Source organism: Sphingopyxis sp. Geo25 (assembly GCF_949769135.1).
In the GTDB taxonomy this organism is placed as follows: domain Bacteria; phylum Pseudomonadota; class Alphaproteobacteria; order Sphingomonadales; family Sphingomonadaceae; genus Sphingopyxis.
Window position 1 is genome coordinate 84,000 of sequence record NZ_CATKOZ010000008.1, and the last position, 26,415, is coordinate 110,414.

The window sequence follows — 26,415 nt, forward strand, 5'->3', positions numbered from 1 at the left end:
AACGTGAATCCCGACATTCTAGCTCCTCTTTCGGTGTTGGTTGCGCTTCCGGTAGCGATCTTTCTTCTCCGAGAATTTTTGACAGCCACAATTCGTGAGAAGGTGCGCGCAGATTTTGAGACGCGCATAGAAACTGTTCGTAGCGACATGCGCAAGGCGGAGGAGAATCTTCGGGGCGATTTGCGCGCAAAGGAGGCCCAGATTGCTGCGCTGAGAGACGGTGCTTTATCCGGACTGTCGCAGCGTCAAGGGATCCTCTCAACACGGCGGATTGAGGCACTGGAAAAGATTTGGGAGAAGTTCGGCTCTCTCGGCAATCTTAAGTTTGGCGCGCAGTCCTTTGCTCGCCTAAACATCGAAGAAATAGAGAAGCTGAACGTCGGTGATCCAAATATCAGAAAGTTCATTGAGACCCTGAGCGTGGGGGATGTTGTCGAAACGATGAAGGGTGTGAAGGGGTCCAATGAGCGGCTTCACCTGCCAGATATCGTTTGGGCAATATACTCAGCTTACAGTTCAATTCTTGTAACATGCCACGTTCATATGAAGGCGCTCTCGGCGGGCATATCGGACGCCAGCAAGCTCATTAAATGGGACAAGGTTTCCGAGCTGGCGAAAGTAGTTCTTCCGCATCAAAGCAAGTTTATCGACCAATATGGCTCCGCAGGCCTCCCCCATCTCCTTGATGAGATGGAAGATCTGATGTTCAAGGAAATCCGTAAGTCTCTCAACGGAGATGAGCAAGATGATGACGCCATTCAACGCTCCGCTGCAATTATGCAAAAGGTCGAAGGTGTATTGGCCAATGCTGGGGTCAAATCGGATTAGGTAATCCCATCTTCTATTTCTCCACCCCGAGCTGCGTCAGCACGAAGGCGAACTCCTCGGCATCCTCGCGGAGCGCGCCCCAGCGGCCCGATTTGCCGCCGTGGCCCGCGCCCATGTTGGTGCGCAGCAGCAGCGTCGCGTCATTGGTGCGCGTCGCACGGAGCTTGGCGACCCATTTCGCGGGCTCCCAATAGGTTACGCGCGGGTCGTTGAGGCCGGCCGACACCAGCATCGGCGGATAGGCTTTTGCGGTCACATTGTCGTACGGGCTGTAGCTCAGCATATAGTCGAACGCCGCCTTGTCGGTGACCGGATTGCCCCATTCGGGCCATTCGCCCGGGGTCAGCGGCAGCGTGTCGTCGACCATCGTGTTGATGACATCGACGAAGGGCACGCCTGCGAGCACCGCCCCCCACAGTTCGGGCGCCTCGTTATAGATCACCCCCATCACCTGCCCGCCCGCCGAGCGGCCCTCGACCGAAATCTTGCCGGCCGAGGTATATTTCTTCGCGATCAGCCCCTTGGCGACGTCGATGAAGTCGTTGAAGCTATTCTTGCGCTCGGTCGTCTTGCCCGCGAGATACCAGGCGCGGCCCATGTCGTCGCCGCCGCGGACATGCGCGATCGCATAGATCATGCCGCGGTCGACGAGGCTGAGCCGCGTCGTCGAAAAGCCCGGCGGCACGCGGTAGCCGTAACTGCCATAGGCATAGAGATGCATCGGCGCGCTGCCGTCGAGCTTGGTGCCCTTCTTGTAAACGAGCGAGGCGGGGATCAGCGTCTTGCCGTCGCGGCTCGGCAGGTTGACCCATTCGGTTATATATTGCGTCGCATCATAACCTGACGGGATTTCCTGCACCTTCAGCGTCTCGAGCTTTCCGGTCGCGAGATCATAATCATAGACGGTGTCGGGGGTGACCATCGACTCATAGTCGAGCCGCAGCTTGTCCTGATGATATTCGGGATTGTCTCCGAGCCCCGCTACATAAGTCGCCTCGGGGAATTTGATCCGGCCGGGGGTCAGCGGCGCGTCATAGGTGCGGATATCGACCTGATCGAGCCCGTCCTCGCGCGCCTCGATCACGAAATAGTCGCGGAACACCGACAAACCGGTGATGTAACTATGGTCCGATCCGGGGATCAGCGTGGTCCACTTGCCCGGATCCTTCACGCTCGCGGTCGCGACGCGGAAGTTCGGATGCTCGTCGTTGGTGTGGATGTAGAGTGTGCCCTCGCGCTCGTCGACGCTATACTCGCGGCCCTTCTGGCGCGCCGAGACGAGCTGCATCGGGGCTTCGGGATTGTCGGCGGGGAGCAGATAGACCTCGCTCGTCTCGTTATCGCCGGTCGCGATGACGATATAATTGTCGGCCGCGGTCTTGCCGATCCCGACCCCGAAGCCGATGTCGGGCTCCTTGTAGAGCAATTTATCGTCGGCGACGGGCGTGCCGAGCTTGTGCAGCCGGACATTGTCGGTGCGCCAGTTCTCGTTCGCCAGGCCATAGAGGATCGCGTCGTTGCCCGAGGTCCAGACGAGCGACGACAGCGTGCCCGGAATGACGTCGGGCAGCAGTTCGCCGGTCTCGAGGTTGCGGACGCGCGCCTCGAACCGCTCCGATCCATTGTCGTCGAACGAATAGGCCATCAGCTTGCCGTTCGGGCTGATCGACAGCTCGGCGAGGCGGAAATATTCCTTGCCTGCGGCCATCGCGACCTCGTCGAGGATCAGCTGCGCCTCGCCCGAGCCTGACGCTGGCTTCCGGTACCATTTCTTATACTCGGCGCCTTCCTCGAACTCGACCCAGTAGAGCCAGTCGCCGTCCTTCTGCGGCACGCTCGAATCGGCTTCCTTGATGCGGCCCTTCATCTCCTGGAACAGCGTCTCGACCAGCTTCGCGTGCGGTTTCATCTTCGCGTCGAAATAGGCGTTCTCGGCCTTCACATAATCGAGGATGTCGGCGTCATCGATCACGGGATAGCTCTGGTCGCGGAGCCAGTAATAGGGGTCGGACAGCGTCGTGCCGTGCAGGGTCGTCTCGTGGGGCCGCCTTTCGGCGACCGGGGCGGCGGGGCTGTTGGTCAATTCGTCTCTTTCTCTTGGGCAAGGGCAGCTGGGGCGAAGGCACTCGGGGACACGACAAGCGGGGTGGTAATTGCGGCCAGAAACATCCAAATAGCGCGCATAGAAAACCCCCCGCAGCGTCGCCCCGATCGGGCAGGATGGCTGTGATGTAGGAACAAGGAACCAGCCATGTCCAGCCCCGTCCCCGGCACTATTTACGCAGAGCGCCTCGCCCGCCTCCGCGCCGAACTCGCCGCGCGCGGCCTCGACGGCTTCGTCGTGCCGATCAGCGACGAGCATATGAGCGAATATGTCGGCGCCTATGCGCAGCGCATGGCGTGGCTGACAGGCTTCGGCGGCTCGGCCGGGACCGCGGCGGTGCTGCCCCACAAGGCCGCGGTGTTCGTCGACGGCCGCTATACGGTGCAGGTGCGCGATCAGGTCGACGGATCGCTTTTCGACTATGTCGGCGTGCCGCAGTCGAGCGTCGCCGAATGGCTCGGTGCCAACGTCAGTGCGGGGCAGAAGGTCGGTTACGACCCATGGCTCCACAGCATCGACTGGGCGCGGAATCTGGAAAAGGCGCTCGCCGCGAAGGGCGCGAGCCTCGTCGCAGTGACGCCGAACCCGCTCGACGCGGCGTGGGACGACCAGCCCGCGCCGAGTAACGCTGTGGTGACGGTCCATGACACGGCATTGGCCGGCCAGAGCGCGGTCGAAAAGCGCGAGATCATCGCCGACTGGCTGAAAGCCAAGGGTCTCGACACGACGGTGATGACCGCGCTCGATTCGATCGCCTGGACCTTCAATATCCGCGGCACCGACGTCAGCCACACGCCGGTCGGGCTCGCGTTCGCGCTGCTCCACGCCGACGCGACCGCCGACCTGTTCATCGCGCCCGAAAAGGTCACCGACGCGGTGCGCGCGCATCTCGGCAACAGCGTGCGGATCCACGATCGCGACGCGTTCGAGACGGCGCTCGCCGACCTGTCGGGCAAGGCGGTCGCGGTCGATCCCGACCGCGCCGTCGCCGCAATCTTCACCGCACTCGAAGCGGCGGGTGCGAAGGTCGAACGCCACCGCGACCCTGCGGTGCTGCCCAAGGCGATCAAGAACGACACCGAACTCGACGGCACGCGCGCCGCGCACGTCCGCGACGGCGTCGCGGTCGCGCGTTTCCTGAAATGGATGGAGGAGGTCGCGCCGCAAGGCCGGCTCGACGAACTCGGCGCCGCGGCGAAGCTTCGCGAATTCCGCGATGCGAACGGCGCGCTCAAGGATCTGTCGTTCGACACCATCTCGGCCGCCGGGCCGAACGGCGCGCTGCCGCATTACAAGGTCGACGAGACGACCAATCGCGCGATCGAGACCGGCACGCTCTACCTCGTAGATTCGGGCGGGCAATATGCCGACGGGACAACCGACATTACGCGCACGATCGCGATCGGCACCCCGACCGCCGAGATGCGCCGCCGCTTCACGCAGGTGCTGAAGGGCCACATCGCGCTTGCGACCGCGCGCTTCCCCAAGGGGACGCGCGGCAGCCAGCTCGACATTCTCGCGCGCCAGTATCTGTGGGCCGACGGGGTCGATTATGCCCATGGCACCGGGCACGGCGTCGGCACCTATCTCGCGGTCCATGAGGGGCCGCAGCGCATCGCCAAGCCCGCCGGCGGGCAGGCCGGGACCGAGGAGCCGCTGCACGCGGGCATGATCCTCTCGAACGAGCCCGGCTATTACAAGGCGGGCCATTTCGGGATCCGCATCGAGAATCTGGTCATCGTCATCCCGCAGAGCATCGCGGGCGCCGAGGAGGAGATGCTGGGGTTCGAAACCATCACCTTCGCCCCGATCGCGCAGAACCTCGTCGACGTCGCGCTGTTGTCCGACGCCGAGGCCGACTGGCTCGACGCCTATCATGCCGAGGTGCTGGAGAAGCTCGGCGCGGGCATGGCGGGCGAGGAGCGCGCCTGGCTCGAGGCCGCCTGTGCGCCGCTCGACCGCACTCCCGCCGCGCTCGCCGCATGACTGACGCCCGCAGCGCCGTGCCGCTCGCCGATTTTCGCGTGCAGGAGCGTGTGCGCGTGCGTTTCAACGAGATCGACGGCCAGAATATCGTCTTCAACGGCAATTATCTGGTCTACGCCGATATCGGCGTCACCGAATATTTCCGCGCGCTCGGCGAGGGGCAGCCCGGCCCCTATTTTCACCAATATGGTACAGACATTCGCGAAACGCATTGCGAAATCGACTATCATGCGCCAGCGCGCCTCGACGAACTGATCACGATCGCGGCGCGGATCAGCGCCTTCGGGCGCACGAGCTTTACGCTCCATTGCGGGATTTTCCGCGGCGAAGAGCGGCTGACCGACATCGAAATCAGCTATGCGCATATCGATTCGGACAGCGGGCAACCGACGCCGCTGCCGGGCAGCTTCATCGCCGAAGTGCGGCGATTCGAATCGCGCACACCCGTTCAGGGCTGATTCGCGACCGGTCCAGTTCGAACCGGATCGTATTTCTCGATCAAAAAAGTCGGGTTTTCCGCCGCAAACGGCAAAAAAAAGGGCCGCCCGAAGGCGGCCCGTGAAAGTTTTGGGAGAGGATGCCTAAAAGGCAAGTGTGTTATTGCACTGCACAATGAATGCTGCAACTGCGAAAAGAGCATCCGTAATTGCATTTTTTGCAATCGAGAACGTTACCATCGGTCACATCGCGCAATCGACGCGCCTCTCGCCAATCGCGCCAACATCCCCTAAATTGGCGGCATGGGAATGTTCAACAATTGGGATGTCGGCGGCGGGATCGCCGATTTCTGGGCCTACATCCGCGAACCGCGTCCGCATCGCTGGGCGAGCTGGGGCGTCGCGATCGTGTTGCCGATCGTGGTGATCTGGGGGTTTTCCAAATATCTCATCCCCTATGAAAAGCCCAAGCCGACGATCGTCTATTTCGAAAATTGGCAGGCGACGCGCAGCGAGACCGATATTCGCGCCGACTGGGTGAAGCGGGCCAAGGAGACGACACTCCGCAACGCGCAGAAGCGTGCCGAGTATCAGCGCTTCGCCGACAGCCTGGGAATCGACTATGATTCGAGCGAGGCCGACAAGGTGACGCGCGAGACGCTGGGCGAAGATGTCGCGGCGGCGGCGAAAAAGATGAAGCCCGCACCGCCGAAGCGCTCGACGCTTGCCGAACGCGCGGCCCGCGGTCCGGCCGCCCAAACGCAGCCCTGATGCAGCGGCCGCCTTCCGACGCCGACTGGATGGCGGCCACCGTCGCGCTGTCGCGGCGCGGCCGGCCGGCGTCGGCGCCCAATCCCAATGTCGGGTGCATGATCGTCAGGGACGGGTGTGTCGTCGCGCGCGGCTGGACCCAGGCCGGCGGGCGCCCGCACGCCGAAGCGGTGGCGCTGGCCGCTGCGGGCGATGCGGCGCGCGGCGCGACCGCTTATGTCAGCCTCGAACCCTGCGCGCACGCCAGCCCGCGCGGGCCCTGCTGCACCGACCTGTTCGTCGCGGCGGGGATCGCGCGCGTTGTCATCGCCACGCGGGATCCCGACCCGCGCACCGACGGTGCCGGGATCGCTCGCCTGCGCGCAGCAGGAATCGAGGTCGAGACGGGCCTTCTTGCCGCCGAAGCCCGGACCGCGATGGCGCCCTGGTGGACGCGGCAGCGCGAAAGGCGGCCGTTCGTGACGCTCAAACTCGCCACCTCGCTCGACGGCTGTATCGCGATGGCCGACGGGTCGAGCCGCTGGATCACGGGGGAGCGCGCGCGCGCCCACGGCCATCTCGAGCGCGCGAGCCATCAGGCGATCCTCGTCGGACGCGGCACGCTCGCGGCCGATGCGCCGACGCTCGATGTCCGCTTGCCGGGTCTTGAGGATCGCAGCCCGAAACGGCTGGTGCTGACGTCGGGCGCGGCGACCGAGGGCTGGACCGCCGTCGCCTCGCCCGCTGCGGTGGCGGGCGTCGATTCGCTGCTCGTCGAGGGCGGCGCGGGCGCGGCTTCGGCCTTCGTCGCCGCCGACCGCGTCGATCGGCTCCTGCTCTACCGCGCTCCGATCCTGATCGGGGGCGGCAAGCCCGCGCTCGGCGACATCGGTCTCTCCGACCTCGCCGACGCGCACGGCCGCTGGCGGCTCGCCGACAGCCGCCTGCTTGGCAGCGACCGGCTCGACGTCTACGAGCGCATCAGAATCATTTGAGGGCTTTTATGTTCACCGGCATCATCACCGACATCGGCACCATCCGCAGCCGCGAGGATCGCGGCGACACCCGCCTCGTCATCGGCACCGCCTATGACACCGACGGGATCGACCTCGGCGCGTCGATCGCCTGCTCGGGAGCCTGCCTGACCGTCGTCGACAAGGGTGCCGACGCCGACGGACACTGGTTCGCGATCGATGCGAGCGGCGAGACGCTCGCGCGCACAGCGGCCGGCATGTGGGACGCGGGCCGCCGCCTCAACCTCGAGCGTGCGCTAAAGATCGGCGACGAACTCGGCGGGCATATCGTAACCGGCCATGTCGATGCGGTGGGTACGATCGTCTCCGTCATCCCGGTCGGCGACAGCGTCGGGGTCACCGTCGAGGCGCCTGCAGAGCTTGCCCCGCATATTGCCGCCAAGGGCTCGATCACCGTCGACGGCATCTCGCTCACCGTCAACGAAGTGACAGACCAGCCCGACGGCAGCGCGCATTTCACGCTCAACATCATCCCGCACACGCAGGAAATGACGACGCTGAACGAGGCGGCTGCCGGACGCCCGGTCAACCTCGAGATTGACATATTGGCGCGATATCTGGCGCGGATGCAGGCGCGGGGGTAGTTCGTTTTCGAGGCCGGCTGCCGAAATGTCTCACGCAAAGGCGCGAAGGCGCAAAGATGTGTCGCGGGCTGGGCGGGCCTTTCGATAATCTCACACAAAGACACAAAGAGGGCGCCTTATGGCGCGGCCGTTGCCTGTCGCCGCAGGCGACCATGAAGGGCGCTTCGCGCCGGTCTCACGCCGCGGCGTCCGAGCAAGCCGCCATCTTTGTGTCTTTGTGTGAGATTCTTTCTTCTTTGCGCCTTCGCGCCTTCGCGTGAGATAATTTTCCTGCGCCGACGCGGGGCTGACGTTGCCACGCTGGGGCGACGATCATCCCTCGCCCCAGCCCGCCGCGATCTCCGGATCCGCCGCGATCATCGACCGCCGCATCGCGACGCGGCCGATACGCAGCAGCTCGGCCTTGCGGCGCGCAGGGGCGAGGTTGCAGTTCGCGGCCTCGCGAAAGACCGCCGCGCCATAGCGGTCGGCGATGATCAGCCCCGACGTTTCGGGACGGTACTCGGCCGTTTCAAGGATCGCGGGGTCGAGCCCTGAGGCGAGCGCCCAATAGAAGCGGTCGCACCAGTCGCAATAGTCGGGCCATTTGCCGTCGCCGTGCAGGTCGGCACGGCTGACCTTGATCTCGACGATCGTGATGTTTCCCTTGGCGTCGATCGCGGTGAGGTCGGTGCGCCGACCGTTGGGCAAGGTGACCTCGGGAATCGCGACCAGTCCTTGCTGCGCGAACAGCCGGCACACGCCGCGCGCGACGTCCGCGGCGGTCAACAGGTCAGTCGCCATGGGTCAAAGTCCTCGGGACGGCCAGACCGTCAGAACGGGACGTCGTCGTCCAGATCGTCGTCAAAGGGCGGGCGTCCGCCGCCACCGCCCGAGCTGCCGCCACCGCCCTGGTTCCAGCCGCCGCCCGAGCTTCCGCCCGACGCGCCGCCGCCTTGATCCCAGCCGCCCGAGGAACCGCCGCCGCCCTGGTTCCAGCTGTCGCCGCCGCGCGAACCGCCGCCGCCACCGCCGGGCGCGCCGTCGAGCATGGTCAGCGTGCCGCCCATCCCCGCGATCACCACCTCGGTCGTGTAGCGGTCGTTGCCGTCGCGATCCTGCCATTTGCGGGTGCGCAAGGACCCTTCGATGTAAACTTTCGAGCCCTTCTTGAGGTAGCGCTCGACGACGCCGACCAGCCCGTCGCCGTTGATGACGACATTATGCCATTCGGTGCGCTCCTTGCGCTCGCCGGTCATCCGGTCCTTCCACTGTTCGCTGGTCGCGATGCGGATATTGGCGATCTTGCCGCCGTTCTGGAACGACTTGATTTCGGGATCGGCGCCGAGGTTGCCGATAAGAATTACCTTGTTGACGCTGCCAGCCATCGCCGCTCCGCTCCGCTCAAAAGTTGGAAGGATCAGCCTAGGCCAAAGGCGACGGCTGTCCAGTAGGTGATACCTGCTGCGGCATAGGCGAGCAGGAACAAATAGCCAACCATGAACATGGGCCATTTCCACCCGTTCGTCTCCCGCCGGGTGATCGCGATCGTCGAAATGCACTGCGGCGCAAAGACAAACCAGGCGAGGAAAGCGAGCGCGGTCGCGAGGCTCCATTTGCCCTGCAGCCGCTCGCCCAGCGTCTCGGCCATCGCCGCCTCGTCGCCGTCGGCATCGATCGCATTCGCGGTCGCCATCGCCGACACCGCGACCTCGCGCGCCGCCATCGCAGGGATCAGCGCGAGCGCGATGTCATGGTTGAAGCCGATCGGCTTGACGACCACTTCGAGGCCGCTCGCGATGCGGCCGGCGACGCTATATTCGACCTGGCTCTGCCCCACGGGCGCCTTCGGAAAGCTCAGCAGCAGCCAGAGGACGACGGTGGTCATCGCGATGATCGTGCCCGCGCGGCGCAGGAATATCCACGCGCGCTGCCACAGCGCGATCGCGATGTCGCGCGCGCGCGGCCATTGATAGCGTGGCATTTCCATCATGAAGCCCGCGGCATTGCCTCTGGTCACCGACCGGCGGAGGACATAGGCGACGAGCAACGCGCCGACGATGCCGCTCAAAAACAGGCCGAAGAGGACGAGGCCCTGGAGGCCGACCGGGGTTCCGCCGACGTTTCGCGCCGGAATGAAGGCGCCGATGACCAGCGCATAGACGGGCATCCGGGCCGAACAGGTCATCAGCGGGGCGATCAGGATCGTCGTCAGTCGGTCCTTTTCGTCGGGAATGGCGCGCGTCGCCATGATCCCCGGTACCGCGCAGGCGAAACTGGACACCAGCGGGATGAAGCCACGTCCCGACAGACCGACCTTGCCCATCAGCCCGTCCATCAGGAATGCCGCGCGCGCCATATAGCCCGACGCCTCGAGCAGCAGGATGAAGAGGAAGAGGATCAGGATCTGCGGCAGGAAGACGATCACCGCGCCGACCCCGGCGAGCACCCCCTCGACGATCAGCCCGCGCAGGAAAGTGTCGGGCATGGTGTCGACCACCCAGCCCTGCAGCATGCCGATCCCGCTCTCGAGGAAATCGGCAGGGGCCTCGGCGGCAGCATAGACCGACTGGAACATCACGAACATCAGCGCGAGCAGGAGGGCGAAGCCCCCGATCGGGTGGAGCACGATCGAATCGACGCGCTGCGTCCAGCGCCGGACCGGCGTCTCGCTGAGCGTCGCGGCGCGCGCGAGCGCTCGGGCGCGCTGGTGGAGCGAAGCGTCGCTGCGCGGCGCGGGGACGACTTCGCGCGGCTCGTGCGTGCGGATCGCGTCATCGACCGCTTCGAGAAGATCGGCGAGCCCGCGTTTGCGCACCGCCACCGTCGGGACGACGGGTACGCCGAGTTCGCGCGCCAGCCGCTGGGGATCGAGCGTCAGCCCGTCGCGCTCGGCAAGGTCGAGCATGTTGAGCGCCACCACCGTCGGCAGGCCGAGCGCGAGCAGTTCCAGCGCAAAACAGAGATGATTGTCGAGGTTCGCGGCGTCGACGACGACGATCAGCGCGTCGGGGCGCTTCTCGCCCTCCTGCTTGCCGAGCACGACGTCGCGCGTCACCGCCTCGTCGAGGCTCGCAGGGGTCAGGCTGTAGGTGCCGGGCAAGTCGATCAGGGCGATCGGGCGTCCGTCGGCGAAGCTGGCATGGCCCGCCTTCCGCTCGACGGTGACGCCGGGGTAATTGGCGATCTTCTGACGCGCGCCGGTCAGCGCGTTGAACAGGCTCGACTTGCCGGCATTGGGATTGCCGACCAGGGCGACGGAAGGAATCGGACCCGTCATGCCGCTGCCGGTTCGACCTCGATCGCCGCGGCCTGCCGCGACCGGATGATGACCTTCATGCGGCCGATGGTCAGCGCCAGCGGGTCGCGCGAAAAGAGGCTGCCGCGATGGAGCGGCACGACCTCGCAGCCCTCCATCAGCCCGAATTCGCGCAGGCGCCGGCCTTCGTCGACCGATATCGCATTCCAGTCGATGCGCGTGATGCGCACCGCGACGCCCAGGGGCGCCCTATCGAGCAAGGCTGTCATTTGCGAGCGATTATCAATATCGGCTGGCGAATGCCAGCCCCCTTTGCGCCTGCGTCCTGGCGCCCGCTTGATCAGCGCCCTGGATAGCGCAGGCGCCCGACGAAGCGCGCGAGGCTCGGGCGTTCGATGCCGCGCGCGGCGCGGCGGTGCTTCCAGCTTTCGAACCGCATCACCTGATCGATCCGGCGCGCAAGGAAAGCGCGCGTTTCGGCGAAATCCTCGCTCTCGTCGTTCAGGAACACCGCCATCGTCGATCCATAGACGGCGCCGAGAATCGTGCGCTTGCTGTAGTGGTTGAAATCGGTCGCTGTGTCGCCGGCAAGCTTCCACATCAGGTCGGCGGCGCGCCAGCCGAGCTTTGCCGCGTGCGGGGCGTTGGTCGGAAGCGCCAGCAGGGCGAGCGCGCGGCGCAGCGATTCGCGGTTCGGCGCGAGCAGGGCGATGCGCGTCTCGACGAGCGTTGTGATCCGCTCGCGGATCTTCAGCGTGGCGAGCTTCTCGGCCGGCCAGCGCTCGGCCATGCGCGCGTCGATATCGGCGAACCAGGCGTCGACCATGTCGCGCGCGCCGCCGGGAAAGGCGAGCTTCGCGACGTCGATATCGATACCGAGGCGCGTCGCCGCATCCACGAGCGCCTCGTTGCTGAAGCCGTCGAAGGCCGCATTGTCCGCGATCAGTGGCGCGAGCGCGGCGCGGATCTCGTCGAGGGTCGGGTCGGCGGGAAGGATCGAAGCCATAAGCGTCAGATAGGCCGCGTCGCGCGGTTCGGCAACCGGATCAGCACCAGCGCCGCGCCGACCATCATCCCCCCGAAAATATCGATCGCCGACAGCGTCTCGCCGAAACCGATCCAGCCGCTGAGCGCGGCGACCGCGGGCTGGACGAGCAGGGTCAGCCCGATGACCAGCGGCGAGAAGCGCGGCAGCGACCAGATCATCAGCCCCTGCCCGATGATCTGGCTGGTCAGCGCGAGCAGGATAAGCGGGGTCCAGTTTTGCGGCATTATCGTTTCGCCAAGCGCCAGCGCGGTGCCGAGCAGGATGGGCACGCAGACCGTCGAGGCGATGGCGAGCGCGGTCCATGGCGCGAGCGCGCCGCGCACGCGCTGCATCAGGATAACATAGCCCGTATAGAGCACCCCCGCGAACAGGCAGAACAGGTCGCCGACGAGATAGTCGGGCGACAATTCATAGCTTTGCCCCATGAGCAGCGCCGATCCGGTGAAGGCGAGCCATATTGCCGCCGCCTGCCATCCGCGTGGCAACCGGCGCGCCAGGATGACCCCCCAGATCACGAGCAGCAGGCTGGCCGAGTTGCCGAACAGCGTCGCGTTGGCGACCTTGGTCTGCAGGATGCCGAGGTGCCAGGCGGCGAGGTCGAGCGCGAAGAATACGCCCGCCGCGGCGGCTATGCCGACCGCGGGGCGCGGCGGCAGCCGCCCGCCGCTTTCTCGCCACGCGAGCGCGAGGAGAAAGGGCAGCGCGAGGGTCATGCGCCAGAAGGCCGAAGCGGTCGGCCCGGTATCGGCCAGCCGCACGAGCATCGCGCCGATCGATAGCGCGATATTGCCGCCGAGCAGCGCGAGGAACGCCCAGCGGGTCGATGTCACGCCCTTTCGGGTCTCTGCGTCGAGGCGTTCGATCTTGGCTGTCATTTAGATTTTCTTTTGCTACCCACCATTGTGCCGGCGCCGCGGCGTCCATAGCTTCGCGGGCCATAGCGACGACCGATGGGGCCGTCGCGAATAAAGTGAGACGTGGAGGAACCATGGCCGTATCGCTGTTCGATCCGATCAAACTGGGCGCCATCGAGGCGCCGAACCGCATCATCATGGCGCCGCTGACGCGCGGCCGCGCCGGCCCGGGTTTCGTGCCCAACGAGCTCGCGCGCGAATATTATCGCCAGCGCGCCGCGGCGGGGCTGATCATCTCCGAAGCCACCGGCATCTCGCAGGAAGGCCTCGGCTGGCCGAGCGCGCCGGGCTTGTGGACCGAGGCACAGGTCGAGGGCTGGAAGCCCGTGACCGACGCCGTCCACGCCGCGGGCGGGCGCATCGTCGCGCAGCTTTGGCACATGGGCCGTCTGGTCCATTCGGTGTTCAACGACGGCAAGCAGCCGGTGTCGGCCTCGGCGACCAAGGGTGTCGGCCGCGCGCACACGCCGGTCGGGCGCCTCGACCTCGAGGAAGCGCGCCCGCTGCGCCTCGACGAGATTCCGCGTGTGATCGCCGATTATGCGAAGGCTGCCGAGAATGCGAAGAAGGCCGGTTTCGACGGAGTGCAGCTTCACGGCGCCAACGGCTATCTGATCGACCAGTTCCTGCGCGACGGGTCGAACCTGCGCGACGACGATTATGGCGGGCCGGTCGAAAACCGCATCCGCCTGCTCCGTGAAGTTACCGAGGCGCTGGTCTCGGTCTGGGGTGCCGATCGCGTCGGCGTGCGCCTGTCGCCCAACGGCGAAACGCAGGGCGTCGACGACAGCGCGCCCGAAAAGCTGTTCCCAGCGGCGGCGGCGGCGCTCGATGCGCTCGGCATCGCCTTCCTCGAACTGCGCGAGCCCGGCCCCGACGGCACGTTCGGCCGTACCGACGTGCCGAAACAGTCGCCCGCGATTCGCCAGGCGTTCAAGGGTCCGCTGATCCTCAACAGCGACTATGACGTGGCGAAGGCTGAAGACGCGCTTGCCAGCGGTCTCGCCGACGCGATCGCCTTCGGACGGCCCTTCATCGGCAACCCCGACCTCGTCGAGCGGATCCGCACCGGCGCCGAATGGGCCGCGGACAACCCGCAAACCTGGTATTCTCCGGGCCCCGAGGGATACACCGACTATCCGGCGCTGGTCACGGCGTAACGTAACCGAAAGCGAGCGAAGGGCCGGGCGGGCGACCGTTCCGGCCCTATCCTTTTTCGGCGATCGCCTTGTCGACGATCCCCGCGCCGATCGGGCCGAGGATATTGCCGCCGAAGCGGAACAGCAGGAAGGCGCCGACGAAGAGCAGGATCGGCTGGACGATCAGCGCCACGATCGCCGCGGCGACGATCGCGAAGAACAGCGTCACGAAACCGCCGCTCAGCACCTGCTGACCCTTGGGGCCCAGTTCGAGGGTGCGCGGACCCTTGGCATCCCACCATTTGCCGGTGACGATCGTCTTGCGGCCGCCTGCTTGCGGCGCGGGCCGGTCGGCGATTCGCGCAGGCTTTGCGTTCGATTGCAGGGCGGGCCGATCGCTCGGCTGCTGATTCCACGGCCGCTTGCCGCGCTCGGCGATCGCGGCGGCGACGCGCGCCTTGCCCTCGGTCGCGGCCGGCGTGGCTTGCTGGACGGGCGCGGGGCGGGCGCTCAGCCCCGATTCGGCGCGCGCCGCGGCCGACAGGTCGGGGACCGCGCTCGCTTTGGAGGGCCGGATCGGCTCGACGCCCAGGCTGCGGTCGTGCAGGTCCATGCGCTCGGCGGCGCTGAGCGGGGTCTGGCCGGTCTCCCGGTCGATGACCACCAGCCGCCCGCCGCGCTCGACGACGGAATAACGGCTGGGGGGTGGTCGATCAGCCAATGCCGAATTGTTCCTTCAGGGCCAGCATCGCGAGCGCGGCCTTCGCCGCTTCGCCGCCCTTATCCTTGCGCGTCTTGTCGGCGCGCGCAAGCGCCTGTTCTTCATTCTCGACGGTCAGGATGCCGTTGCCGATCGCAAGCCCGTCGAGCGTCAGCGCCATGATGCCGCGCGCGCTCTCGTTCGAGACGACTTCGAAATGATAGGTTTCGCCGCGGATCACGACGCCCAATGCGACATAGGCGTCGTAGCGCCCGCTATCGGCGGCGAGCGAAATCGCGGCGGGAACTTCGAGCGCGCCGGGGACGGTCACGGTGTCGTGGCTGTGCCCCTCGGCCTCGAGCGCGCTTTTCACGCCGTCGATCAGCATGTCGTTGAGATGGCTGTAGAAGCGGGCTTCGACGATCAGGACGTGGGCCATCAGGCTTCTCCGGGAATGGGGCGTTCGCCGACGACCGACAGGCCATAGCCTTCGAGGCCGACGATGTTGCTGTGGGTGGGGGTGAGCAGTTCCATCGCATGGACGCCAAGGTCGGCGAGGATCTGTGCGCCGATGCCATAGGTTCTGAGGTCCATGCCGGCGCCCGGCGCCGCCGGTTCGGCGTCGGCGGAGCCGGGGAGCGGACGCATCAACATCACGATCACGCCGGCACCGGCCTCTCCGATCGCGTCCATCGAGCGCTGCAGACGGCGCTTCTTGGGGCCGGGGCGGCCCATGATGTCGTCGAAGATCGACACCGCGTGCATCCGGACGAGCGTGACGCCGGCGGGATCGACCGGCCCCTTCTGGAGCACCAGATTGACGCTGCCGTCGATCTTGTTGCGATAGGATTTGAGGCGCCAGTCGCCGCCATAATCCGATTCGAACGGTTCGTCGGCGACGCATTCGACCAGCCGGTCGGTGCGGCTGCGATAGGCGATCAGGTCGGCGATCGTTCCGATCTTCAGCCCGTGGCGGCGTGCGAAGGGGATCAGGTCGTCGAGCCGCGCCATCGTGCCGTCGTCGTTCATGATCTCGCAGATCACACCCGAGGGGTTGAGCCCCGCGAGGCGCGCGATGTCGACCGACGCCTCGGTATGGCCGGCGCGGACGAGTACGCCGCCGTCGCGCGCGATCAGCGGAAAGACATGGCCGGGGGTGACGATGTCGTCGCGGCCCTTCGATGCGTCGATCGCAACCGACACCGTGCGCGCGCGGTCGGCGGCCGAAATGCCCGTGGTCACGCCCTCGCGCGCCTCGATCGAGGTGGTGAAGGCGGTTTCATGGCGGGTGCCGTTGTTGCGGCTCATCAGTTCGAGCCCGAGCGTCTCGACGCGGCTGCGCGTCAGGGTGAGGCAGATCAGGCCGCGCCCGTGCGTCGCCATGAAATTGATCGCATCGGGGGTCGCCATCTGCGCGGGAATGACCAGGTCGCCCTCATTCTCGCGATCCTCGTCGTCGACGAGGATGAACATGCGGCCGTTGCGCGCCTCGGCGATGATCTCCTCGGGCGTTGCCATCGGGGAGATGTCGCTGCCGGTCGCGAGCCAGTTTTCCAGCTTGCGCAGCGTGTCGGCGGTGGGGTTCCAGCTTTCCGAATCGAGATCGCGAAGGCTGTTGGCGTGAAGGCCCGCGGCGCGCGCCAGTCCCGAGCGGGACATGGTCCCTTCGTCGACGATGGAGCGGATGCGGTCGATGAGCTGTGTGGACATGGTGACGATGTCTCACATCATAATGTGATTGTCAATCCAGATATCACATTCCACAATTCTCTTAAGCCGTCGCGCTAGTTGCTCGGCCCGAAGGTCGGCCCCAGCTGGCGCCCCGGCGCGTCGGGCTTGGCGTCGAGGATCGACAGCAACTGGCCGGTGCGGTCGTCGCGCTTGGCATAGTCGCGCGCCGACATGCCCGCGATATGGTCGGCCTTGTCGGGGCTGGCGCCATTTTTGACGAGCAGCCGCACCATCGCGACATTCTTGGCCTGCACCGCCAGGATCAGCGCGGTCTCGCCGCGCCGGTTGGTCTGGTCGACCGGCGCCCGGCTCTGGATCAGCTCCTCGGCGCCCTCGGTGAAGTTGAGCAGCGCGCTGTGCATCAGCGGGGTGACGCCTTGCCGGTCGGCGATCGACGGATCGGCGCTTTTCGCCAGCAGGAAACGCAGCCAGTTGAGGTCGCGGCGCTTGGTCACGATCGCCAGCGCGGTCTCGCCCGTGTCCGGATTGCGTGTGTTGATCAGCGTCGGGTCGTTCTTCAGCGCGTCGGTCGCCTTTGTCCCGTCGCGGTTGTCGACCGCCGACAGAAAGGCGTATCCGCCGCGGAATTGCGCGATCGCCGGGCTCGCGACGAGCGCGCCCGCGATCAAAAGGAGAGAGGCAAGGCGGAATTCCGCGCGTCGGAACATGATGGAAGAGACCCCTGGCAGCTTGAGTCGGTCGGACGACAAAGGTTGATTTTCGTGGCGTAGCCGATCAAGGCTGGCCGCATGATGAATATCGCAATTATGGGGCAAAAGCTTGCCCGTTCAAGCCTGCTCCTGTTTGCCGCGACCGCGCTCGCCGCGTGCGGCGCCCCCGGCGGCACGCCCGAGGCGACGCCGCCGCTCGCCGGCGCGAAGATCGGCGGCCCGTTCACGCTGACCGACCAGAACGGCAAGACCGTGTCCGATACCGACTTTGCGGGACGATATCGCCTCGTCTATTTCGGCTACAGCTATTGCCCCGACATCTGCCCGGTCGACCTGCAGAAGCTGATGCGCGGCCTCGCGGCGTTCGAGAAGAGCGATCCGGCGCGCGGGGCGAAAGTGGCGCCGATCTTCATCACCGTCGATCCCGAACGCGACACGCCCGCCGCGCTCAAACCCTTCGTCAGCCGCTATCATCCGCGCCTGCTCGGACTGACCGGCACGCCCGAACAGATCGCGGCGGTCGCGAAGGCGTTCGTCGTCACCTACAACAAGGTGCCGGGGTCGGCGCCCGACAGATATCTGATGGCGCACAGCCAGCTCGCCTTCCTGATGGACCCCGACGGCAAGCCGCTTGCGCTGCTGCCGCTCGACGACCCCTCGACCGAGCCCGACGAGGGCGCGCCCGGCAAGGTCGCCGCCGATCTGGCGAAGTGGGTCAAGTAGTGGCCCGCGAGGCGCAGCCCTTCTGGGAAGCGCCGCTCGCCAGCCTCGATGCCGGGCAGTGGGAGGCGCTGTGCGACGGTTGCGGCAAATGCTGCCTCCACAAGCTCGAGGATGAGGATACGGGGCGCATCTATCCGACCAACGTCGCGTGCCGCCTGCTCGACCTGACAACGGCGCGCTGCGGCGATTACAAGCATCGTCGCCGCCACGTCCCCGATTGCCTGACGCTGACCCGCGCAAAAGTCGACGACCTTATATGGTTGCCGCAGACCTGCGCCTATCGCCTGCGTGCCGAAGGCGAACCGCTGCCCGAATGGCATTATCTCGTCTGCGGCGACCGCGACGCCGTGCATCGCGCAGGCGAATCGATCGTCGGCTGGACGGTGAGCGAGGATGTCGCGGGGCCGCTGGAGAATCATCTTGTCGAGCGCGTGGTCTGACCCCGCGGGCGACGGCCCGCACATCCGCGTCGGCGAGACGCTGTGGCCGGTGCGGCTCGTGCATCATGCCCGGTCGCGTCGGTACAAGCTGGTCTTCGATGGCGCGCGCGGCGAGCTGCGATTGACCCTGCCGCGCCGCGCGAGCGCGCTGCGCGCGCTCAAATGGGCGAGCGAACAGCAGGACTGGCTGAGCGAACAGGTCGGCAAGTCGGTCGCGCCGGTGCTGGTCGCGCCGGGGTCGGCGATTCCGTTTCGCGGCGCCGACCATCGCATCGACTGGATCGCAGGCGCGCCGCGTGCGGTGCGGATGGCGGACGGACGGCTGAGCCTCGGCGGCCCGGCGGAGACCGTCGGGCGGCGGCTCGAACGCTGGCTGAAGGCCGAGGCGCTCGACCTGATGGCGGCGGAAAGCCGCGAGATCGCGGCGCACGCGGGGCTTCGCGTCGGCCGCATCGGGATCGGCGATCCGCGCAGCCGTTGGGGCAGCTGCACGCACGACGGCGACCTCCGCTACAGCTGGCGGCTGATCCTCGCTCCCGACCATGTCCGCCGCGCGACTGTCGCGCACGAGGTCGCGCACCTCCGGCACATGGATCATGGCGCCGATTTCCACGCGCTCGTCGACGAACTCCACGACGGCGACGTCGGCGCGGCGCGCGCGTGGCTGCGCCGCGAAGGGCGCGGCCTGCACCGTTATCGGTTCGGCTGAGGCGATCCGCGCTGTGCCGCAGGCACAGCGCGGATCCCATTCTACTCGCCTTCGCGCGGCGCGGTCCTGGGGGCGGGCGCGGGCGCGCCCTTTGCCGGAGGACTTCCCTTGGGCGGTGTGCCGAGGTCGGACGGTGCCGGGCGGCGGCCGGTCTGCTCCTCGATCCATTGCTGGTTCAACACGGGACCGTCCGGAACGGGCTGCGGCGTCTGCGGGTCGGGCATGTCCTCGGGCCCGCGCATGTCATAGGGCAGCTCGATCGGCATGCCGTTGTCGTCGGTCAGCCCTTCCTGACCGGGCTCGCCCATATAAGCGTCGCCCTCGTCCTCCAGCTGCCATTCGGGCAGCTTGACCTCGGTATCGAAGGCTTCGACCGGGCGCCGGGCGACTGCGACGCGCATATAATCGGCAAAGGCTCTGGCCGGCGCGCGGCCGCCCTGCAGCCCGCCGACGGCCTTCGCGTCGTCGCGGCCCATCCAGACGCCGGTGGTCAGCCCGCTCGAGAAGCCCAGAAACCAGCCGTCCTTGTTGCTCGACGTCGTGCCGGTCTTGCCCGCGACGGGGCGGCCGATCTGCGCCGCCTTGCCGGTGCCGGTGTTGACCGCGGTCTGGAGCAGGTCGGTGATGCCCGCGGCGACCCAATTGTCGACGAGCACCTGCCCGCGCTCGGGGGGGCGCTGATAGAGCAGCCGGCCGTCGGCGGTCGTCACCTTGGTGATGCCATAGGGCTGCACCGACACGCCCTTGCGCGCAACGGCGGCGAAGGCGGCGGTCATGTCGATCACGCGCACCTCGGCGCTTCCGAGCACCATCGAGGGGTGGGTGTTGATCGGGGTGGTGATGCCGAAGCGGCGCGCCATGTTCGCGACCGCCGAGAAGCCGACCTCGTCGCCCAGTTTTGCGGCGACGGTGTTCACCGAATAGGCAAAGGCGGTGCGCAGGTCCATCGTCCCCGCGAAGCGCCCCGACGAGTTGCGGGGCGACCAGCCGTTGATCGTGACCGGTTCGTCGACCACCTGGTCGTCGACCTTATACCCCGCTTCGAGCGCGGCCATATAGACGAACAATTTCCACGCCGACCCCGGCTGGCGCAGCGCCTGCGTCGCGCGATTGTAGTTCGAGGTGACATAGTCGGTGCCGCCAACCATCGCGCGCACCGCGCCGTCGCGGTCGATCGACACGAGCGCCGCCTGCACGCCCTTCGGTGTGTCGGCCTGGATCGCGGCGGTCGCCGCCCGCTGCATGTTGAGGTCGATCGTCGTATAGACGTCGAGCGCCTCGGTGCCTTCGTCGATCAGCAGGTCGAGCTGCGGCAGCGCCCAGTCGCTGAAATAGCGTGCGCTGTTCTGCCCCGTTTCCTGCGCAAGCTGGACATTGGCGGGCTCGGCGCTGTCGGCCTGGCTGCGGGTGATGAAGCCGCCATCGACCATCGTGTCGAGCACGACGCCCGCGCGGCCCAGCGCGGCCTGCGCGTCGGCGGTCGGCGAATAGCGCGACGGCGCCTTGACCAGCCCCGCGACCACCGCGGCCTCGGAGAGCGACATCTGCGTCGCGCTGTGGCCGAAGAAGCGGCGCGACGCGGCGTCGATGCCATAGCTGCCGCCGCCGAAATAGACCTTGTTGAGATAGAGTTCGAGCAGCTCGTCCTTCGAGAATTTCCATTCGAGCGCCATCGCGAGCACCATTTCGCGCAGCTTGCGCGTCCAGGTGTAGCTGTTCGACAGGAAGATGTTGCGCGCGAGCTGCTGCGTGATCGTCGACGCGCCCTGCATCCGGCGCCCCGTGCCATAATGCTGGACCGCGAACACTGCGGCGCGGCTCATGCCGACGGGGTCGATCCCCGGATGATAGCGAAAGCGGCGATCCTCGACCGCGACCATCGCGTCCTGCATCACCTGCGGCGTCTCGTCGAGCGTCAGCCAGCGGCCGTAATTCGGGCCCAGTGACAGGAACACCGTGCCGTCGGCGGCGTGGACGCGGATCGTCTGGCCGGCGGGCGAGCGCTTCAGTTCCTCGAAACTCGGGATGCGCTGCACCGCGATGCCGACCGCGACCGCGACCGCGATCGCGCCGACCAGCGCCAGCCCCAGGCCCCAGCGGAACAGCCGCCGGACCCAGAGCCGGAACCGCGACGGCGGGGGCTTGGGCCCGGACGAACCGGACCCTTTGCCCGCGGATGACGATTTACCTGATGATGCCTGCTGTCGTTCGCGACGCAAAGTAGTCTGTTCCTTCCTGCGCCCCTGATGCGTCAGTGCCGGCGGATCGGTTAACCTTTGCCGGTGTCAGCGTCATCCTGCCCGCGGTCCGCGAAGTCAAGCGCCGCGCTGTTGATGCAATAGCGCAGCCCCTCGGGGCCGGGGCCGTCGGGGAAGACATGGCCGAGGTGGCCTTCGCACTTGGCGCAGCGCACTTCGGTGCGGATCATGCCGTGGCTCATGTCGTGATGCTCGGTCACCGCAGCATCGCCCGCCGGGGCGGTGTAGCTCGGCCAGCCCGACCCGCTGTCATATTTGGCGCGGCTGTCGAACAGCGGCGCGCCGCACCCGGCGCAGCGATAGACGCCGTCGCCCTTGTGGTCGGTGTATTTGCCCGTGAACGCGCGTTCGGTGCCGCCTTCGCGCAGCACGTGGTGCGCCATCGGGTCGAGTGTCTTGTCGGTCATGCGGAAATCTCCTTTCCGGGGTGCGGCGGGCTTGAAGCGCCGCCGCCGGTTGTGCCCAATATCGGGTGAATGCGCGCGCCCCGCAAGGGCCGGCCGGTCAGCCGCCGCGAATTCGCGTCGCCTCCGACACCATTCGCACCAGCGGCGGGAAAAGTGACGCGGCGGTGGTCAGTATCCCGGCGGTGACGGGGCTTTCGCCCGCCCGCCAGACCAGATTCGCCAGCCCCAGCGGCCGCGCCATGCGCTGCGCGAACCGGCGCTGGAAAGCAGGCGCAGCGCCGGCGCCACCGTCACGCCACGCCGCCACGGCCGCGTCGGCGCTCGCCAGCGCGATTCCCATGCCCTCGCCCGCCAGACTGGGGATGACCCCGGCCTGATCGCCGAGCCGGAACAGGCCGGGCGCGGTGTCGGCGGTGCGCCAGCCATAGGGGACATGGCCGATCGCATCGACGCCGCGCGTCCAGTCGGCCGCGGCGAGCCGCTCGCCGAGGAAGGGAAACTGGTCGCCGAGCGCGCCGAGCAACGCGACCGGCTCGCCGCCCGCCTCATCGAGTCGCGATTTGTGGACGGCGAGGCAGAGGTTGCCGCTCCCGTCCTCCTGCCGCACCAGCCCGGCATAGCCGCGATCGAAGAGGTGGAGTTCGACGGCATCGCCGACGAGCCGGTCGAGCGCCGGATGCGCGGGCAGCCGCAGCCGCAGCCCCAGCACCGGGTCGCCGCGCTGCCATGCGGCGGGCTCGCGCGGAAAGCCGCGAAAGCCATGCTTGCCCGCGGCGAGGAAGATCGCCGGCGCCGCGAGCGTCGCGCCGTCGCGCGTCTGCACGCTGTCACCCTCGATTGCGGACGCATGGACCCCGCGTTCGAGCCCCGCCCCCGCCGCGCCCGCCGCCGCCTGCAACGCGCCGTCGAGCCGCAGGCGCGAAACGCCCATCGCCTCGGCAGGCAGCGTCGTCTCGCTCCTCCGCTGCCCCGCGAACAGCCGGACACGGCGCACCGCCTGCCCGCCGAGCCGCGCGCGGTCGATCCCGAGCGCATCGAGCCGCGCCAGCGTCCGCCAGCTCAGGAAGCCACCGCACAGCGCATCGCCCGTTTCGCGCGTGCGCTCGAGCAGCAGCACCCTTGCCCCCGCCCGCGCCAGTCCGATCGCCGCCGCCGACCCGGCGGGCCCGGCGCCGACGACGATTGCATCGTTCATCGGATGCGCTCGACGCAGAGGCGATACGGAAAGCTGCGGAAGATCCGGCATTCGGCTGCCGTCTCCGCCAGCGCGTCCGCCAGGATCGCCCCCCATTCGGCGCGGCGAAAGCTGCGCCCGACCGACAACTGGCCGTCGCGCCGCACGATCGGGTCGGCGAGCGCCAGCACCGCGAGCAGCGGAAAGCCCATGAAGGGCAGGCGCTGGCGGTGGAGGTCGTTGACCAGCCAGCCGCGCGCGCTTTCCTTCTCCATGAAGCGCAGGAAGTCGCGCCGCTGCTCCGCCGTCATATGGTGGGTGACGAGGCTGGAGAGGACGATGTCCCACCCCTGCCCTGCCAGATCGCGGTAATCGCCGGTGATCAGCCGCGCGCGGCCGCCGAGCCGCGCGTCGGCAACGGGCGCGCTCTTGGGATTGAGATCGACCCCGGCGAGCTCGACCGCGACCCCGCGCGCGTCGGCCCAGCGCGCGATCCGCGACAGCATGTCCCCCGCGCCGAAACCGACATCGAGGATGCGCCAGGGCTTTGTCCCGACCCCGCGCGCGCGGACGCGATCGAGGAAGCCCAGTGTCGGGCGTGGCGCCAACGTCAGCGCGTTGATGCGCGACAGGTCGGCGAGCACCTTCGCATAGCGCGCGGGCGGCAGCTCGGCGGCGTCCATCTCCTCCTCGCGCGCGATCGGCCTTGCGAGGCTGGCGAACGGGTTCATGCCCCGATGCCGCCAGCGTCGAACCGGCCAGCGTCGAACCGGATCGCCTCGGCAGCGAGGCCGGGGCCGAAGGCGATCGCGATCCCCTGCCCCTCCGCGCCGCGCGCCATCATCTCGGCGAGCACGAACAATATCGTCGCCGAGGACATATTGCCGAAGCGGGCGAGCACCGAGCGGCTGTCGGCGAGCGTGGGCGGATCGACGCCCAGCGCATGTTCGACCGCGTCGAGTACCGAGCGGCCACCGGCGTGGACCGCGAGCAGTTCGGGCGGATCGCCATCGAACAATTGCCCGCGCACGGCGGGCGCGGCGAGTGCTTCGCGCAGGCGGCCGGGGACTTCGCCCGACAAATGCATTTCGAAGCCGCGGTCGCCAATGTCCCAGCGGATGAGGTCGGCGCTGTCGTCGAGCGCTAGGCTGACGCCCGCGCCAAGCGCGAGTCCCCGCGTATCGGCCGACACGATTCCCGCCGCGGCGCCGTCGCTGAACTGGAGCATCGCGAGCAAGGGCTCGGGCGCTTCGGCAAGGCTGAGATGGAGCGTCGACAGTTCGACGCTGACGACGAGCACCACCGCGCCGGGTTCCGATCGCACGATATGGCGCGCACTCCGCAGCGCGGTGACCCCGGCATAGCAGCCCATGAAGCCGATCAGCACGCGCTCGACCGTCGGCGGCAGGCCGAGGCGGCGGGCGAGGATCTGGTCGATTCCCGGCGCGACGAAGCCGGTGCAGCTCGCAACGACGATATGCGTGATCCGCCTGGGATCGAAGGCATCGCCGAGCTTCGCGATCGCCTGCAGCGCCAGCTCGGGGGCGTGTTCGGCATAGGCGGTCATGCGCGCCGAGGTCGGGGGCAGGCCGGGCACGTCGTAAAAGCCCCCCGGTGCGACCGGCGACCCGCCATCCGCGGTCGGCGGCAGCACCGACCAGCGATGCGCGATCCCCGACCGGGCCGCCATGCGCGCGAACAGCGCGCGCACGCGCTCGTCGGTCAGGCGCGGGGTCGCCCAGTCGATGAAAGCCTGGTGGATATCGTGGGTCGGCACCGCCGTCGCGAGCGCGTTGAGGCGGGGGAGGGGGGGGAGCTGGGGGCTGCTCATGGCGCTGGTTAGACCGAATTGAAAGGCACCGCCAGCGGTTAGCGCGCGGGCGGCTTTACCGCAGATTAACCACGAGTGCCTTATGCCGGAGGGCGTGGAACTGCGCCTATTTCTCGGTCTTGCGCTGCTCGCCGCCACGCCCTCGGGGGCGTCGGCGCAATGCCTGCTGTGCGGCGCGAGCGAAAGCGCGAAGACGTCGGCGAGTCGGAGCGGTCAGACGCCGCTGCACGTTGAGGTCGAAACCCAGCTCGACATGGGCCGCATCGCGGCGGGAAGCGGCGGCGGCGAGGTCGCGATCGACCCGGTCACCGGCGTTCGCCGGGTCAGCGGCGACGTCCGCGACCTCGGCGGCTTCGCGCTGACCGGGGTGGTTACCGTGCGCGGCGAGCCCGGCGCGGAGGTGCGCGTTTTCCTGCCCGCAACGGTCGATCTCGAAAGCGGGACCGGCGCGACCGCGCGGGTCGTCGGCCTCGCCACCGATCTTGGCGCCGCGCCGCGGCTCGGCATCGACGGGCGGTTGCAGTTCCGCTTCGGCGGCCGGTTGCAGGTGACGGGCTCCGCCGACGGCGACTATCGCGGGCGCATCCCGGTGACGGTCGAGTATCAGTAACCGGTGGCCGGCTTCTCGGCCCGCTTCTCGGCAATATCCAGCCGCCGTTCGACCAGCACCGCGATCCGCTGGCGCATCACGCGCGCCACGCACGCGTCGTCGGGGCAGGCGTCGCGCACCGACACGCGCCACGCGCTCTGTTCGGCGGTGAGCAGCGCGCGCCGGTTGATCGCGATCTGGTTCAGCGCGCGATAGGCTTCGGCCATTTCGCGGTCGAGCGCCGCCAGCTCATCGCTCGCGCAAATCCGCCGCTCGCTGTTGGTGATCGCCCGGTTGCAGTTGAAGGTCGGCGGGATGCGCGAACGCACCGGGGCAGAGGCGTCGGCCGCCTGCGGCGTTGCAGGCGTGGCGGCATATTGCGACGGCGCTGCGACCGGCGATGAAACGGGCGTATCGCCCGTGCCGGGCGCGGGGGTCGCTGCGGCGGGGGGCGACATTGTCGCGGCCGGAGCTTCGGTCGAGGCCGCCACCTCGGTTTTGGGCGCCTCGCCGCCGCGCAGAAACAGCATCGCGGCGAGCACCACGACCGCGACGCCCAGCCCCGCCATCACTAGCGTGCGCACCGACACGCTCGCGGGCGCGGGCGGCGGCGTCTCGGCGGCCTGCGACAGGATGGCCGCGTGCAGATTGTCGGCAGCTGCCGCCGAAGCGCCCCCGGGAATCACCGGCGCGCCCTCCCTGACCGGCGGAACGCCGGCGAGCTGCTGCGCCTTGACCGCGATCCGCGCGATCGAATCGTCGCGCTTTTCCAGCCAGTCGATCCATTGCGCGCTGGCAAGGTGATAGGCGAGGTCGTCGGGGACGATTTCTTCGAGCCGCAACGGGATGATTGCTTTGTGCGCGCTGTCGGCCAGGATCAGCTCGCGCTTCACATGCGGGCTCTTGTCCGATTGGCTGCAGAACAGCAGCAGCACGCCCGACGAATCGCGGATCGCCTTCATGATCGCAGTATCGAACGCCTCGCCGGGGCCGACGTCGCGCGGCGCGATCCAGCATTCGACGCCGTGGCGCGAAAGCGCGCGTTCGACGTGCAGCGCGACTTCATACTTGCTCGAATGATGGCTGACGAACAGCTGCGGACGTCCTGCTTCTCCCATAA

General features: G+C 67.6%; 28 protein-coding genes. 11 read left to right on the top strand and 17 right to left on the bottom strand.

Annotated elements, in window-relative coordinates; translation table 11 throughout:
• Positions 1-3 precede the first annotated feature (3 nt).
• Entirely contained in the window at positions 4-828 is an 825-nt protein-coding gene (locus QOL68_RS17090) for a hypothetical protein (RefSeq protein WP_282950210.1), read from the top strand.
• 13 nt (positions 829-841) lie between these two features.
• Here the strand turns inward: QOL68_RS17090 and QOL68_RS17095 are convergent, their stop codons facing one another.
• Entirely contained in the window at positions 842-2,911 is a 2,070-nt protein-coding gene (locus tag QOL68_RS17095) for a S9 family peptidase (RefSeq protein ID WP_282950211.1), read from the bottom strand.
• A gap of 168 nt (positions 2,912-3,079) precedes the next feature.
• Between QOL68_RS17095 and QOL68_RS17100 the strand changes: the two genes are divergently transcribed.
• The 5 genes from QOL68_RS17100 to QOL68_RS17120 all read left to right on the top strand — a co-directional run bounded on the left by QOL68_RS17100 (position 3,080) and on the right by QOL68_RS17120 (position 7,723).
• Positions 3,080-4,918 carry an aminopeptidase P family protein gene (locus QOL68_RS17100; RefSeq protein WP_282950212.1) on the top strand — a complete coding sequence of 613 codons (1,839 nt, stop codon included), beginning with the start codon at positions 3,080-3,082 and terminating at the stop codon, positions 4,916-4,918.
• Positions 4,915-5,376 carry an acyl-CoA thioesterase gene (locus tag QOL68_RS17105; protein WP_058457498.1) on the top strand — a complete coding sequence of 154 codons (462 nt, stop codon included), beginning with the start codon at positions 4,915-4,917 and terminating at the stop codon, positions 5,374-5,376. Before QOL68_RS17100 ends, QOL68_RS17105 begins: the two co-directional genes overlap by 4 nt.
• Positions 5,377-5,658: 282 nt before the next feature.
• Positions 5,659-6,126 (top strand): hypothetical protein, encoded by a 468-nt coding sequence (locus tag QOL68_RS17110; RefSeq protein ID WP_282950213.1) that lies wholly within the window; start codon positions 5,659-5,661, stop codon positions 6,124-6,126.
• A gap of 29 nt (positions 6,127-6,155) precedes the next feature.
• On the top strand, positions 6,156-7,100 hold the full coding sequence (gene ribD, locus QOL68_RS17115; RefSeq protein ID WP_282950269.1) for a bifunctional diaminohydroxyphosphoribosylaminopyrimidine deaminase/5-amino-6-(5-phosphoribosylamino)uracil reductase RibD: 945 nt from the start codon (positions 6,156-6,158) through the stop codon (positions 7,098-7,100).
• Positions 7,101-7,108: 8 nt separating this feature from the next.
• Complete coding sequence (locus tag QOL68_RS17120) at positions 7,109-7,723, top strand: riboflavin synthase (protein WP_282950214.1); 615 nt, start codon at positions 7,109-7,111, stop codon at positions 7,721-7,723.
• 312 nt (positions 7,724-8,035) lie between these two features.
• On the opposite strand, the gene QOL68_RS17125 is transcribed toward QOL68_RS17120, so the two are convergent.
• The 6 genes from QOL68_RS17125 to QOL68_RS17150 form a co-directional block, all read right to left on the bottom strand.
• Positions 8,036-8,506 carry an MmcB family DNA repair protein gene (locus QOL68_RS17125; RefSeq protein WP_282950215.1) on the bottom strand — a complete coding sequence of 157 codons (471 nt, stop codon included), beginning with the start codon at positions 8,504-8,506 and terminating at the stop codon, positions 8,036-8,038.
• A gap of 29 nt (positions 8,507-8,535) precedes the next feature.
• Positions 8,536-9,090 carry a single-stranded DNA-binding protein gene (gene ssb, locus QOL68_RS17130; RefSeq protein ID WP_282950216.1) on the bottom strand — a complete coding sequence of 185 codons (555 nt, stop codon included), beginning with the start codon at positions 9,088-9,090 and terminating at the stop codon, positions 8,536-8,538.
• Positions 9,091-9,122: 32 nt separating this feature from the next.
• The gene (gene feoB / locus QOL68_RS17135; RefSeq protein WP_282950217.1) at positions 9,123-10,982 is read right to left on the bottom strand and encodes a ferrous iron transporter B; all 1,860 of its coding nucleotides are present in this window, start codon (positions 10,980-10,982) and stop codon (positions 9,123-9,125) included.
• Positions 10,979-11,230: a FeoA family protein gene (locus QOL68_RS17140; protein WP_282950218.1), complete on the bottom strand. Its 252-nt coding sequence runs from the start codon at positions 11,228-11,230 to the stop codon at positions 10,979-10,981. Before QOL68_RS17140 ends, feoB begins: the two co-directional genes overlap by 4 nt.
• Before the next feature lie 71 nt (positions 11,231-11,301).
• Positions 11,302-11,967, bottom strand: coding sequence for a COQ9 family protein (locus QOL68_RS17145; protein WP_282950219.1), 666 nt, complete (start codon positions 11,965-11,967; stop codon positions 11,302-11,304).
• Between the two features lie 5 nt (positions 11,968-11,972).
• A complete protein-coding gene (locus QOL68_RS17150; RefSeq protein WP_282950220.1) occupies positions 11,973-12,884 on the bottom strand; it encodes a DMT family transporter in 912 nt (303 codons plus the stop codon).
• A gap of 113 nt (positions 12,885-12,997) precedes the next feature.
• Between QOL68_RS17150 and QOL68_RS17155 the strand changes: the two genes are divergently transcribed.
• Entirely contained in the window at positions 12,998-14,083 is a 1,086-nt protein-coding gene (locus tag QOL68_RS17155; protein ID WP_058457507.1) for an alkene reductase, read from the top strand.
• A gap of 46 nt (positions 14,084-14,129) precedes the next feature.
• On the opposite strand, the gene QOL68_RS17160 is transcribed toward QOL68_RS17155, so the two are convergent.
• The 4 genes from QOL68_RS17160 to QOL68_RS17175 form a co-directional block, all read right to left on the bottom strand.
• Entirely contained in the window at positions 14,130-14,783 is a 654-nt protein-coding gene (locus QOL68_RS17160) for a hypothetical protein (RefSeq protein ID WP_282950221.1), read from the bottom strand.
• Complete coding sequence (ribH, locus tag QOL68_RS17165; RefSeq protein WP_058457509.1) at positions 14,776-15,201, bottom strand: 6,7-dimethyl-8-ribityllumazine synthase; 426 nt, start codon at positions 15,199-15,201, stop codon at positions 14,776-14,778. Before ribH ends, QOL68_RS17160 begins: the two co-directional genes overlap by 8 nt.
• A complete protein-coding gene (gene ribB, locus QOL68_RS17170; protein WP_204993474.1) occupies positions 15,201-16,472 on the bottom strand; it encodes a 3,4-dihydroxy-2-butanone-4-phosphate synthase in 1,272 nt (423 codons plus the stop codon). Before ribB ends, ribH begins: the two co-directional genes overlap by 1 nt.
• 74 nt (positions 16,473-16,546) lie before the next feature.
• A complete protein-coding gene (locus QOL68_RS17175) occupies positions 16,547-17,161 on the bottom strand; it encodes an ankyrin repeat domain-containing protein (RefSeq protein ID WP_058457511.1) in 615 nt (204 codons plus the stop codon).
• Between the two features lie 81 nt (positions 17,162-17,242).
• On the opposite strand from QOL68_RS17175, the gene QOL68_RS17180 reads away from it, so the two are divergent.
• The 3 genes from QOL68_RS17180 to QOL68_RS17190 are packed head-to-tail and all read left to right on the top strand — an operon-like array spanning position 17,243 to position 19,036.
• The gene (locus tag QOL68_RS17180; protein ID WP_082657707.1) at positions 17,243-17,887 is read left to right on the top strand and encodes an SCO family protein; all 645 of its coding nucleotides are present in this window, start codon (positions 17,243-17,245) and stop codon (positions 17,885-17,887) included.
• Positions 17,887-18,327 (top strand): YcgN family cysteine cluster protein, encoded by a 441-nt coding sequence (locus tag QOL68_RS17185; protein ID WP_058457512.1) that lies wholly within the window; start codon positions 17,887-17,889, stop codon positions 18,325-18,327. The genes QOL68_RS17180 and QOL68_RS17185 overlap by 1 nt, the downstream gene beginning before the upstream one ends.
• Positions 18,308-19,036, top strand: a complete 729-nt coding sequence (locus tag QOL68_RS17190; protein WP_282950222.1) for a M48 family metallopeptidase — start codon at positions 18,308-18,310, stop codon at positions 19,034-19,036. The genes QOL68_RS17185 and QOL68_RS17190 overlap by 20 nt, the downstream gene beginning before the upstream one ends.
• Before the next feature lie 41 nt (positions 19,037-19,077).
• Here the strand turns inward: QOL68_RS17190 and QOL68_RS17195 are convergent, their stop codons facing one another.
• The 5 genes from QOL68_RS17195 to QOL68_RS17215 form a co-directional block, all read right to left on the bottom strand.
• The gene (locus tag QOL68_RS17195; protein ID WP_502957419.1) at positions 19,078-21,255 is read right to left on the bottom strand and encodes a transglycosylase domain-containing protein; all 2,178 of its coding nucleotides are present in this window, start codon (positions 21,253-21,255) and stop codon (positions 19,078-19,080) included.
• A gap of 50 nt (positions 21,256-21,305) precedes the next feature.
• The gene (gene msrB, locus QOL68_RS17200; RefSeq protein ID WP_282950223.1) at positions 21,306-21,701 is read right to left on the bottom strand and encodes a peptide-methionine (R)-S-oxide reductase MsrB; all 396 of its coding nucleotides are present in this window, start codon (positions 21,699-21,701) and stop codon (positions 21,306-21,308) included.
• Between the two features lie 97 nt (positions 21,702-21,798).
• A complete protein-coding gene (locus QOL68_RS17205) occupies positions 21,799-22,896 on the bottom strand; it encodes an NAD(P)/FAD-dependent oxidoreductase (RefSeq protein ID WP_282950224.1) in 1,098 nt (365 codons plus the stop codon).
• Positions 22,893-23,606, bottom strand: a complete 714-nt coding sequence (locus QOL68_RS17210) for a methyltransferase domain-containing protein (RefSeq protein ID WP_282950225.1) — start codon at positions 23,604-23,606, stop codon at positions 22,893-22,895. The genes QOL68_RS17205 and QOL68_RS17210 overlap by 4 nt, the downstream gene beginning before the upstream one ends.
• The gene (locus tag QOL68_RS17215) at positions 23,603-24,706 is read right to left on the bottom strand and encodes a type III polyketide synthase (RefSeq protein WP_282950226.1); all 1,104 of its coding nucleotides are present in this window, start codon (positions 24,704-24,706) and stop codon (positions 23,603-23,605) included. The genes QOL68_RS17210 and QOL68_RS17215 overlap by 4 nt, the downstream gene beginning before the upstream one ends.
• A 94-nt stretch (positions 24,707-24,800) precedes the next feature.
• Between QOL68_RS17215 and QOL68_RS17220 the strand changes: the two genes are divergently transcribed.
• On the top strand, positions 24,801-25,316 hold the full coding sequence (locus QOL68_RS17220; protein WP_282950227.1) for a DUF4402 domain-containing protein: 516 nt from the start codon (positions 24,801-24,803) through the stop codon (positions 25,314-25,316).
• Here QOL68_RS17220 and QOL68_RS17225 read toward each other — a convergent pair.
• The gene (locus tag QOL68_RS17225) at positions 25,310-26,413 is read right to left on the bottom strand and encodes a TIR domain-containing protein (RefSeq protein ID WP_282950228.1); all 1,104 of its coding nucleotides are present in this window, start codon (positions 26,411-26,413) and stop codon (positions 25,310-25,312) included. The two genes, QOL68_RS17220 and QOL68_RS17225, sit on opposite strands and share 7 nt — an antisense overlap.
• Between the last annotated feature and the right edge of the window lie 2 nt (positions 26,414-26,415).